Here is a 12704-nt window from a genome sequence, read left to right on the forward strand (position 1 = left end):
TCAGGTATGAATACCCTTTATCAAAACCTATCATACCTGACTTATACCCCAAAACAATCTCTATACCTTAATTTCAAATCAATACCTAGAAACCAATCTCAATACCTTAATACTAAATCTATGAATATTTTCATGCTGCAAAGATAAGTGGCTCCTAACTCACTTATGTCATAAAATCTAGTCATTCACAACATACAAATTGTTCAAGAAAAACAAATTGAACAATATATTATTCAAATTTTCAATCAGTTGAATTTGTACAGTTCATCAATGCTACCATAAGTACTACTGCGTTGTCCGTCAAAAAAGATCTTCCATATCGGAAAAGCGACATTTTCTTTTATATCACCATTATCCAGATATGCAATATTATTTTGCTGGTTCCATGTTTCAGCATTGTTTGCCGCATCTATGTCAAAGAAATGATAAAAACATCCTGAATAATATCCATAATTTATCCAAATAGTTTTCAGCACATCTCTAGTACTCTGTGACAAATGTCTCATTCCATCAGATGCATCTCCCCAAAACATTACATTATCAAACATTTTATCAGGTGCTTTTGATACAAAATTTTTAAGATTTCTATGACCATAAGTATCAAGATAATTCTCAAGAACATCTTCATAGCTATCACTCGTATTATTATATGTATCCATATACTTGGAAAAAGTAGGCTCCACATCCCATTTAGGATAAGTTTTCTGCACCCATGAGAAACCGGAACACTGCTCCTGAATATCTGACCAGAACGTTGAACTTCCTTCACATTCATCTATACCAACAACATCCGTACTACCCTTTTCGGCATATCCTTTAAAAGAAATTCCCATAGAAAGACCTGCAAAAAACATTATTTTATTCTTTAGCCAACCATTTGTCGCCTGATTGACCTGTTTTGAAAAATCCAGACATAAAGGCAGAAGAGAGTTCATTGCATCTATACGGTTTTCCACTGCATGTACTCCTATTAAAGCATCGTCATATCCACCATCTTTACATATATTTATTACATCTGCAAAAATATTCGCTCCATCCTGCAAATTTCCAGAGATGTCGCTACCATTATTCTGGAACCATTTTCTAGTAAAAAGCATAACATATACAGGTTTATCCATATTGGCATTATTCCAATCATGGACAGCCTTAACAAAACGCGCACATCCTATAGCTCTTGCTTCATTCAATATATCTTTTTCTTTTTGAGTTAATTTATTCCATATTGTTTTATCATCATTCTCACCACCGGGAAACTCCACAGTCATCTGTCCACCATCCTCAAGCTTTAACGCTATAAGATTAAGTCCCATATTAGCTAAATATTCTACCTTCTGATAATCTGTTATACCTCTTGGTTTTGCATAAATCTCAGCGGATGTAAGTTTACCTGAATTATCAAAATGAGGTACTGTATACGTTTTCCAATGTACACCTTTTAATGTTCCAGGGTCAGGAAGTGGAAGTTCACTAACTGATGACTCATTTTTTACCTGAAGCCTTATAACGTAAGTATATGTTCTTTGTTTACTATCAGTCAGAACAATACTTTTCTCTTCATTCCATATCCCTTCAAGACTTTCAGGATCCGGATATACAGAAACACCATCAGCAAGTCCGAATGTTACTTTTTCAATAAAATCACCATAAAATATATTTTCAAATATTATTGTATGGTTTTCATAATCAATAGCCCCTGAATTACTGTTTCCGTCTACCTGAAATGAAACATCAATTAACGGTATAAATCCGTCATCAACGTTATCAGAAACATCTTTGCCACAACTAACGAAAAACAATATTATTAATTGCAATAACAATAAATTATTTATCTTCATAAATCAATATTTAAAATGGATACATTGTAAAAGTATATTCATAATCCCTATATGGAACTCTGTATTCAGGACGTGGTATCGCTCCCCAACTGTTTTCACATCCCAGTCCTTGCTGAACCTTGTCAATAAGAACATTTGTCAAATCAGATTCTTCTACCTCAAAAGAATGTCGTTGATTCTTTTCCGAACCGTCATCCAATGAATCTATAGTATAATGAAGTGCAGAGGCAGAGAATGGATTATCCGAAATAATCTTCAGGCCGTGACCATATATATTACTAAGTTTCCACCAGCGTATATCAGTTTTTGTTCCATTTTCCTGAGGACGTATATACGGATAGAATTGTTCCGACACTGTCTGATTATATATACCAAGTTCTGTACTGTTATTTCTGTCAACATAATTTTCCACCGGTCCTCTACCATAATATGAAATATATTCAAATTCTTCAGGCATTACAAGTTGCATACCAAAACGGAACATATCAGAAATTTCAGCATCCTTATCAGTTACCATTCTCTGAGTCACCATAACGGTTCCCTCATTATTTATCTTATATGTCAAATAAATGTCAGCCAATACTTCTTTTGCAAAATATTCAGCAGATACGGCAACAATACCATTATCATCGACATTGTAATCTAAAGACTTTAATTTCAGATTTGGATTTCTCCACAAAGCGTATTTATTCTGTAATTTCGCACCATAGTCATTATCTGTAGGTGCTCTCCAGAAATTAGGAGCAAGCTCAGCTCCCTGTTTTATATACTGTACACCATTGACAGAATAAAAATCTAAAAATCCAGTATGTCTGTTAAACTGTATTTCAAAATTATCACCGTAAACAATCAGTCTTACTTTATTGGAATCCTTTACTTTCGGTACGGCAGTTTCAATATTACTACAAGTAACATTTGCCAGATTCATATTAGGGAATTTATACTCCTTAACCTGTATTTGGTCTTTTGCAACTATATGCCCTGCAGGAATAAAAGACTCTTTATTCTTCTGAATATATCTCACATTCAATAAATATTCAGCTTCGTCATTTATGTTTCCTATATCCAATTTAATACTCTTGGAACTCTGAGGCTTGATATCAAGATTATCAATCATTCCACTTCTAACAGCACTTCCGTTTCTCAACAGTTCCCACTGCATATAGTATCCGGAAAGATCTGTAAAGAAATTTTCATTATACACATTTATCTCACCATTAACAATATCCAAAGGAGTTGTCCAGATATTCTGATAATAATATGCCACTTCATACAAATGAGGATTAGGATTTCTGTCAGGATTTATCAAACCATTGTCGCAAAAATTATTGTCGCTCGGATCATAATTATTAAAATCTCCTCCGTATGCATAAATCATCTTTCCCTTATCACCAATCCATCTGCATGACTGATCCACAAAATCCCATATAAATCCACCCTGATATTTAGGGTATTTACGTATAAGTTCCCAATATTCCTTAAATCCTCCCATTGAATTACCCATAGCATGTGCATACTCGCACTGTATCAATGGTTTCTGATATTTGTCATTCTTACAGTAATCCTCACAATATTTATATCTATAATACATAGGACAGAAAATATCTGATTTACCATCCTTATGAGCTTGCTCATATTGTACAGGTCGACTATAGTCTTCTTTTTTTATCCAATCGTATGCTGACTCAAAATTTGGTCCATATCCGGCTTCATTACCTAATGACCAGAATATAATACTCGGATGATTGAAATTACGTTGTACATTACGTATGTTGCGTTCCATGTGAGCTTTAGCATATATAGGATTTTTTGCCAAAGTTTTCTCTTTGTACCCCATTCCATGAGACTCTATATTAGCCTCTGCCACAACATAAAGACCATACTTGTCGCACAACTCATACCAGTATGCATCATCAGGATAATGACATGTCCTCACTGCATTTATATTGAACTTTTTCATAATCTCAATATCCTGTCTCATTCTTTCACGCGAAACCACATACCCCTTGTCTGGATCTATCTCATGGCGGTTTACTCCCTTGAATAAAACAGGTTTACCATTAACAAGAAGCTGTGCGTTTTTAATCTCTATCTTTCTGAAACCGACCTTCAGGGGTATTATTTCAGACAAATTGCCTTCATCATTTACACTTGCTCTCAATGTATATAGATATGGAGTTTCCGCCGTCCATTTATTCGGATTTTCAACAGACAGGACTGTATGGACATCGCCACTTCCTTCAATATTTGCTGAAGTTATTAATGTATTGTCACCATCAAAAAGTTCCAGCAGGATATTGTTATGACCTTTTAATTTCAAACTTATATCAAGGCTTCCATTTTCGTATTCGCTGTCCAGATCCGGAGTAACACGTATATCATCTATGCGTTTCTCATTTCTTGCATACAAATAGCAGTCGCGAGCAACTCCGCTGTATCTGAAGAAATCCTGATCCTCAAGATAACTTCCGTCGCACCATCTGAAGACCTGAAAGGCAATAAGATTTTTTTCTCCATATTTCAGATATCTGGTTATATCAAATTCAGCCTCAAGCTTACTGTCTTCGCTATAACCCACAAATTTTCCGTTCACCCACAGATACATATTTGATGTAACAGAACCAAAATGGGCAAGTATATCTTTTCCTCTCCATTCTTTAGGAACTTCAATGATTCTTCTATACGAACCGACATGATTCTTTTCTTCAGGAACGTATGGAGGATTACTTTTGAAATGATTTCTCCATGGATAGGTTGAATTTACGTAAATAGGACTTCCATAGCCATTCAGTTCCCATACAGCCGGTATGGAAAAATCATCCCATGAGCTATCATCATATTCTAATTTATAAAAATCCTGCGGACGCTTCCAGGCATCTTCAACCCATAAAAATTTCCATTTTCCATTAAGTGTCATAAATTTTGCAGACTTTTCCTTTATGGCATTCTCCGCAAGTTCCAGACTCTCATAAGCGAAAAAATTCGCATGCATTGGCGCACGATTTATTTCATTAATATTCGGATCAAGCCATTCCTTGAATGTTTGTGAATAAACAACCGACTTTAATCCACAAAGTAATGCCAGACTTAAAAAAACTCTTCTCACCATAATATCTATATCTAAACCAAAACAAAAAAAGTAGTAACATAATCTTCATTTCAGAGAATGTTACTACTTCAATATCAAAATAAGGATCAAATTAGTTCCACTCCTCAAATCTTAAATCTTTCAAAGGATCCTGTCTTCTGATTAATGTTTCCTCAACTTTGTATTTCGTACCACTTAATTCGTATTCATAATTAAGATTAACCGTCATATCGAATGTTGATTCATCATAATTGTATGTTCCGCTACCATTGCTGATTGCAATACCTCCATCAGCAGTTTCTACAGTAACAGTATTATCATCATTAAAAGTCAGTTTAACCTTTTCGTTTGCTGCATCGACAGGCCTGTTAGCCACTCCGGTTCTGCTCACACTATATCTTCCAACTGTTGTCAGATTTCTTGTTATGTTCTTTGACAAATCAGATACAGCATAGTCCTCAGTCTGTATTACATTACCTGCATTATCCAAAGTAGATACTTTTCCTTTAACGTAATAAGTACCATGATATTTACTAATATATTTAATAGCAACTATACTATATTCCTTACCTTCAAGAACTCCGTCATGAGAACTTGCCACAACTTTAAAAGGTAAGGCATAATGTGTTGAGACAGCCTTAGGGTCATTATAGAAATCCTCTGTAAAATCAATCTGTACATCAGCAACGGCCAATGTTGGTTTTGACACATAAAATCTGCTTTCATCAGAAAGCTTATAATATGATTCAGGCAATAATTCAAGCCCTGTACCTTCAAGTAAGTTAGGGAGAATTCTGAACTCAGCCCAGTCTTTTGTATCAACTTCTCTTTTTCCTCCAATAGCTACACCTACTTTAATGTTCATATTTCTATCAGCAATTACAGTTCTCAACGGCTTTTGAGAAGCGAAATATACTTTAGTTTCTGTGTAATCATCTGTATAATCATCATAACAAGATGAAAGACAAGTCAATGATAAAAGTGCCAACAAGCTGTATTTTAAATTTCTTATGTTCATAACTTTTAATTTTTTATCATTTATACTACCAACCTAAGTTATTCTTTATATTTGGATTCTTGATGCATTCATTCCTTGGTATAGGACAATAATAGAATTTTACATCATTATAACTTCTCTGTTCAAGAACCTTTTCAGTATTGAAACTTAAAGTTCCGTCCTCAGATTCTGTAATCTCTACACCACGTACCGGTTCTGTCAGATTCATCAAACGTCTTCTCATGTCAAAATAACGCTGATTCTCAAATGCCAGTTCCAATCGTCTTTCATTCTGAATCAAATCAGCAAATGTAAATTTATCAGCAGCCATTTCATCAAGATATCCTGTATCGGTTATTCCACCTGATTTTGCTCTGATGTCTTTAATGATTTGGTAAGCAGTATATTTATAACCTTTAGGATTTTCTTTTGGTCCCCAAGCCTCATTGGCAGCCTCCGCATAATTAAGGAAAATCTCTGCTTTTCTGAACATAGGGTAATAATGCTTATCATTCGAACCTGTTATAGGATCAAGCATTGTATGTTTTTTTGACAGGAATTTTGCAAGATAATATCCGGAACGTGAAGCAAAAGGATCTATCGAAGGAGAGTCCTTTCCACCCATCACCATATCCAAAGGCATTTCTGTATCTGTTCCAAATGTAGCTCCATGATAGTAGATATTCAAATAAAAACGTCTGTCTCTGCTTTCATACGGACTGTTTTCATTATACTCAGATCTTTCATCGGAAATAGGATATCCGTCAATTGTAGGAAAAGCATCCACTAGATTCTGCGAAGGAATAGTGTTGGCACGTCCCATATAGTATGGAGGGAAATGTCTGTTTTCCAACTCCTTTGTATTATGGTAAGCTCGCATAATAAATTCTGACGGAGTTGTATTTGGCGCACTTGCAAGATCTGTAGCCTGCAGTGCATAAAACTCACCAAAACCAGGTTCGCACAAAGCTACATTAGCAGCTTCAGCAGCACGCTCCCACTTACTTTTATAAGAAGCTTCATCAACAACTGTATAATCACCCATGCCATTTAACTTAACAATAGCATCAGGCTGATATGCAGGACTTGCCGCATAAAGAGCGACTTTAGACTTAAGAGCCAAAGCAGCAAGACGTGTAGCTCGTCCAATCTCAGATTTTCCCCATACAGGATCATCTCCGGAATACTCCGAAGGCAATATTTCTGCAGCTTTATCACAATCATCCATTATCTGCAATGCACATTCTTCGTACGAATTGCGTTTTATAGAATTGAAATCCATTGCATCTTCTTCTGTCATGAAGTGTGCAACCAAAGGATATCCCAAAGCTTCACCGTCATTTGTTTTTCCTCCATATATCTGGAGCATTCTGAATCCCCAATATGCACGCAGGTAATAAGCTTCACCTTCAAGACGTTTTTTATATTCAGCATCCATCTCAGGATCCACAAGATTGTACTTTGTTTCATCTGTAAGACCATTTTCCAGAAACAGATTAATATACTGGAATTGCTGATATACCGATGACCATATTCCAAGCGGATTATTTGTTGCTGACATCTGTCCTGTAGCCAATGAATACACAGCAGAGCTGTAATTACTAGTCAACGCATTGTCTGTTGCAGCATCAAGAAAATTCGAGCCGTAACTGTCTGGTCTTTTCTCTATTGCATTATAAGCGTTATATAATACACCTTGAGCAATTTTAGGAACACTCCAAACATATTTGGTTTCCCACTGGCTATTGGTTTTTTCATCAAGCATATCGCTACATGAAGCCATGACCGAACCAATACCAAGTAAAAGTAGTAGTTTATTATATGATTTCATAAGTATTCAATTATAATTAAAATGTCATTGTAAGACCACCTGTAAATGTTCTTAATACCGGATAATTGTCAATACCGGCACCCATCATTTCCGGATCTAAATTTTTCTCTTCTGAAATAACAAACAAATTGGCACCTCTGGCAAATAATTTCAGATTTTTAATACCAATATTTTTCTTACTAAAATCAAAAGTATAACTCAATTCTATATTTTTCAGTCTGAAGAAAGATCCGTCCTGAATCCAATAGCTTGAATTAATAAAATTATTTGCACCTGATGTTGTTGTAAGTCTCGGATAATTTCCATCCGGATTATTTTCAGGATGATATCTGTCCAGTACTTCAACAGAATATTTATCTTCACCCTTATTCCAGTAATACGAATTGTTTTTCCATGTATTCATTCCCAGTTGTGCAGTACCAAGAACATAAAGATTCCAGCCTTTGTATCCTATATTGAAATCAATTCCCAGCTGTGTTCTCGGGAAAGTATTACCCAAAGTTGTCTTATCATTACCGTCTATTATCTTATCTCCGTTCAAGTCTGCATAAGCTATGTCACCAGCCTGACATGGTCCGAAAGACTGATATACATCTCTGTTTAAATCAACATCTTTTCCATAAAGTCCCAATGCCTGATATCCTGTCATAATATCCGTTGACTGTCCAATAGTTCTAAGATATTCTTCAGGATAATTGACTTCACTCCATGCCAGAAGTTTATTCTTGGACCATACGACATTAGCTCCTACCGAATAACTGAAATCATCAATTCTGTCTTTCCACTGAGCATAGAAATCAATACCATGATTACGAACTGTTCCAATATTGGTCGGTATAGTAAATGGTCCTAGAATATCCTGCTTAATTGCCTCATTATTACCTATGATGTTCCTGCGAAGTTCGTTGAAAAAGTTTAATTCGAAATTCAGTCTGTTACCAAGTACAAGTCCTTCAATTCCTATATTCCATTCATTAGAACTTTCCCATTTTAAGTCAGGATTTGCCAGTCTTACCAGATTTGTATAGTTAACAGAAGTTGTATTTTGCTCTCCAAAAGAGAACGAACCTCCATTATTCCATGCAGTCTTATAAAGTAACCAGTCGGTAGCACGATCGTATCCCAATATACCCCAACTAGCTTTCAGCTTCAAATAGTTTAACCAACTGATATTTTTAAACATTTCTTCATTAGACAAGTCCCATGCTGCTCCAACAGCCTGAGACAAAAAATACCTGTTGTCACCATAAAACTTGTTACTTCCCATCAAGGCCAATGTACCTTCAACAAGATATTTGTTATCAAATCCATAATTCAGTCTTAATGTAGTATTGGAATTCTTAATATCCTGAGAGTTTCCCAATACTTCCTGGTGGTAGTAATTATAAGCCAACATGGCTTCAACAGTATGTTTACCGAAAGTATTTTCATATCCGATATTTCCTCTCCATCCTGTTCTTCTGTCGGCATCCTCACCCATTTTTGACTGATTGTCCTGAAGATTCAGATCCTTCATCTTCACAAAACGGTTTGTACCGTCTGCATTCTGTCCGATTATTGCGTATGTAGGATATACATCTGTCTGACCTTTCTTATAATAACTATAATTATCGAAAGTGATAAAAGCCTGTGCAGACAATCCCTTCAGAACTTCATCAAGATGAAATTTCAATCCTAAATTGGTCTGACTTGTGATATACCTTTCTTCAGAATAGCCTCCATAGCCCAACTCTGCCAAAAGATTTGAAGGATGCCTCAAACTTGCACCAAAATAAGGGGTACCATCCTCATTCGGTTGTAATCCCAGAATCTCATTGTCTATAGTAAGAGGATATTCATTTGGTCTTGTAGAAGATATTGCCGACATAACTTCACCATTACCAAGTGAATTCAGATGTCTCACCTCAAACCTCATAGCAGCATCTGCTACCAATGATAGGAAACTGGTTGCCTTAACATCAAGATTTCCTCTTAAATTCAGTCTGTGCAAATCCGGTCTTTCACCTATTTTTTCCAGTCCGTCACCACCCACATAATTTGCTATTAAGGCATACTTGATTTTATCAGTACCTCCATTCATGTCAAATAACGCTTTACGGTAATTTACATTGTTTCCCATAAAGTAATCATAAAAATCAACATTAGGATAAAGCAAATCGTTCGGACCTGTAGAATTTTTATATCCATCAAGCTGTTGCTGAGAATAATAAGCAGGAAAGCCGTCATTTAATCTTGCTTCGTTATATAATGTAGCATATTGATACGAGTCAAGATATTGAGGAATCCTTGTAGTATTCATTATTCCGGCTTCAAAAGAAGTTCTGATTACCCTTTTATTTGCCTCACCACGTCTTGTTGTTATAACCAGAACTCCATTAGCCGCTCTTGGTCCGTACAAAATCTTGGCTGTCGCATCTTTCATTACTTCTATCTTTTCCACTTCTTCCGGAATAATATCATTCCAGTCTCTTTCAATTCCATCTACTATTACAATAGCTGTATTATCAGAATTACTATGCTGTCCTCTTACATAAATTGAAGAAGTGGCATTTCCCAATCCATTATTATTGCTACAAACCGTAACTCCCGCCAATCTTCCCTGAAGAATATTTGACAGATTAAAATCCGGCTGTGTATTTATTTCATTACCTGATATGGAATACACTGCACCCACAATATCACTTTGTGACGTTGAACCTCCATCATATCTCTGATAATGGTATTTAGGAGCAGAAAAAGGTTGTGTCTTTTTAAGTTTTATAATTTTGGGTACGTTACCTTTAGCTAAATCAACAACATAATCCTCATAACCTATAGTTTCAATTAGAACTTTACTATTTGCCTTGGCCTTTAAATTGGCCTTACCGTTAGCATCAGTATAAGTTGAAATAGCACCTTCAGCTGCTATAACCTCTGCATTCTTAACAGCATTACCATCTTCATCTACTACTTTAAAATTCACATCAATAAGTAATGATGCTTTATTCACTTTTGTTGTTTTTGGCTTTTTGGATTTCTTTTTTTGTGCATTGGCAGGCATACTTCCACCCAAACCTAACAACAATAAAAAACTTACAATATATATAGAATGTTTTTTCATAATCTAAATTATTTTAATTTTCACCATCCTGGATTCTGTGTAAGATTGTACAATGCTGCTACATCATCCATTGCAAACGGATACCAATAATTACGCATTTCAAATACCCTCTGTTCAGGAACGACATCGATTACTTCATAAGAAAAAGTACCGTCATTTTTCTTTGTAGCTTTTAAACCTTTAATAGGATACTGTTCTTTAAATAATTCATGAGCTATCATCCATCGGCGTATATCCCACCATCTATTATTCTCGAACATCAACTCAACGGCGCGCTCACGTCTATATGCATCTCTAAATTTGGTAGGGTCATTAGCTATATCTTCAGGAATCGGAGTAACTCCAACACGTGCTCTAACGATATCAAGAGCCTGTTTTGCCGATAATCCACAACCTTCAACAATGGCATTTGCATCTCCTGTCGCTTCAAATGAAGCTTCTGCCAAATCCAAATACATCTGTGTGTATCTGATAAAAACCGTTATCGTTCTATAAAGATTATATCCAAGTGTCCACTGATTACATTCAGGCCACAAAAACTTTTTACAGATATATCCGGTCTGTTGTCTTTTGTTTGAATGTTGGCTTTTTATCGTGTTATTATAGGTTGCACCATCAACATAAGTAGTGATATATTGTTTGACGCCTTCCTTGTTTACCCCCCATTCATCACCTGGACAAAGAATATTGTTATAAAATCTCGGGTCACGATCTTTCTGATATTCCTGTAAGTTATAACCGGAACGTGGGTCAGTAATTGGATAATAAACACCGTCATCACCTTTCTTTTCAAACATCTCTACCATATTTTGCGTTGGGGCATTATAAACAACGGCATCATTTCCTGTTCCGGAAGCAAACTCAGCAGGAATCCAGAAAGAGCGAATATATCGAGAATAGTTGTATGAATCCTGACCTTCCTGACTTCTGTTGTACCACAGATATTCAGGCTGCATATAAGGAGGAGCTGTCCAATAGAAAATATTCTTATATTCATCACCAGTCATTAATCTATATCCCAGTTCGGAATGATCTTGTTCTGCATATTTAATTACTGCCCAAGCCGACTGAGCAGCAAGCTTTGCCCTTTCCTTATCATATTCCATTACCTTAATGGTTTTCAAGTCATTCTGCATCAAAGGACTTGCATCATAAAGTTGTGCCATAGCCTTGAATGCCATAGCTGCTATCTTATTAGGGCGGCCAGTATTATCTGTATCCCAAGCATCCGGCAACATTGCAATTGCATTCTCAATGTCACTCATCATCCATTCATGAGATTCATGATAAGTCATTCTAGGAATATCTTCAGTTCCATCTCCGGAGAATAATTTGTCAAATTTAGGCATACCACCATATCTTTTAATAAGCTGGAAATACCACCAGGCTCTATAAAAATATGCCTGACCCAATATCTCATTTTTCTGTGTATCCGACAAGTCTTTTACTAAATCGATATCACGGATTATACGGTTAACAATTCTTATTCCTTTATATGATTTCCATATTGAAGTTCCACCTCCACTACTGCTATTACCTATTTCAAAGCTCGTAATAGATTTACTAAGCCAGTTACCATTGTTAACTGTTATAGCCTGCGAACTATTATAGATAGAAGCAAACTCATCTGAAATAGCACCGATATGTGTTCTTTCATTATTACAACCGTTATATTTATAAAAATTTTCCAGATACTGATAAGAATTATCCAGATATCCTCTAATTGAATAATAATCCTTATATACATCAGATGTTGTCAAACCCAAATTGGGGGACTTATCCAAAAAATCTTCACAAGAACTATTTCCCAATAAAATTGCCAAACCGCATATATATAATAAATTCTTTTTCAT

Annotated in this window: 6 protein-coding genes; all 6 read right to left on the bottom strand. The window is 35.6% G+C overall.

Annotation, left to right across the window (positions count from 1 at the left end):
* Nucleotides 1-245 precede the first annotated feature (245 nt).
* On the bottom strand, nucleotides 246-1835 hold the full coding sequence (locus Q0486_RS00380; RefSeq protein WP_299229087.1) for a DUF4971 domain-containing protein: 1590 nt from the start codon (nucleotides 1833-1835) through the stop codon (nucleotides 246-248).
* 10 nt (nucleotides 1836-1845) lie between these two features.
* Nucleotides 1846-4944 (bottom strand): glycoside hydrolase family 2 TIM barrel-domain containing protein, encoded by a 3099-nt coding sequence (locus Q0486_RS00385; RefSeq protein WP_299229091.1) that lies wholly within the window; start codon nucleotides 4942-4944, stop codon nucleotides 1846-1848.
* A gap of 91 nt (nucleotides 4945-5035) precedes the next feature.
* Nucleotides 5036-5941 carry a DUF1735 domain-containing protein gene (locus Q0486_RS00390; protein WP_299229094.1) on the bottom strand — a complete coding sequence of 302 codons (906 nt, stop codon included), beginning with the start codon at nucleotides 5939-5941 and terminating at the stop codon, nucleotides 5036-5038.
* 25 nt (nucleotides 5942-5966) lie between these two features.
* Nucleotides 5967-7751, bottom strand: a complete 1785-nt coding sequence (locus Q0486_RS00395) for a RagB/SusD family nutrient uptake outer membrane protein (protein ID WP_299229097.1) — start codon at nucleotides 7749-7751, stop codon at nucleotides 5967-5969.
* 16 nt (nucleotides 7752-7767) lie between these two features.
* Nucleotides 7768-10851 carry a SusC/RagA family TonB-linked outer membrane protein gene (locus tag Q0486_RS00400; protein ID WP_299229100.1) on the bottom strand — a complete coding sequence of 1028 codons (3084 nt, stop codon included), beginning with the start codon at nucleotides 10849-10851 and terminating at the stop codon, nucleotides 7768-7770.
* 20 nt (nucleotides 10852-10871) lie between these two features.
* Nucleotides 10872-12704: a RagB/SusD family nutrient uptake outer membrane protein gene (locus tag Q0486_RS00405; protein WP_299229102.1), complete on the bottom strand. Its 1833-nt coding sequence runs from the start codon at nucleotides 12702-12704 to the stop codon at nucleotides 10872-10874.

The sequence above is a fragment of the uncultured Bacteroides sp. genome, from assembly GCF_937912035.1.
Taxonomy (GTDB): domain Bacteria; phylum Bacteroidota; class Bacteroidia; order Bacteroidales; family Bacteroidaceae; genus Phocaeicola.

Excerpts from the sequence above, each read along its gene's own strand:
- Q0486_RS00385 (WP_299229091.1), bottom strand. The coding sequence starts at position 4,944 with ATGGTGAGAAGAGTTTTTTTAAGTCTGGCATTACTTTGTGGATTAAAG.
- Q0486_RS00390 (WP_299229094.1), bottom strand. The coding sequence starts at position 5,941 with ATGAACATAAGAAATTTAAAATACAGCTTGTTGGCACTTTTATCATTG.
- Q0486_RS00395 (WP_299229097.1), bottom strand. The coding sequence starts at position 7,751 with ATGAAATCATATAATAAACTACTACTTTTACTTGGTATTGGTTCGGTC.
- Q0486_RS00380 (WP_299229087.1), bottom strand. The coding sequence starts at position 1,835 with ATGAAGATAAATAATTTATTGTTATTGCAATTAATAATATTGTTTTTC.
- Q0486_RS00405 (WP_299229102.1), bottom strand. The coding sequence starts at position 12,704 with ATGAAAAAGAATTTATTATATATATGCGGTTTGGCAATTTTATTGGGA.
- Q0486_RS00400 (WP_299229100.1), bottom strand. The coding sequence starts at position 10,851 with ATGAAAAAACATTCTATATATATTGTAAGTTTTTTATTGTTGTTAGGT.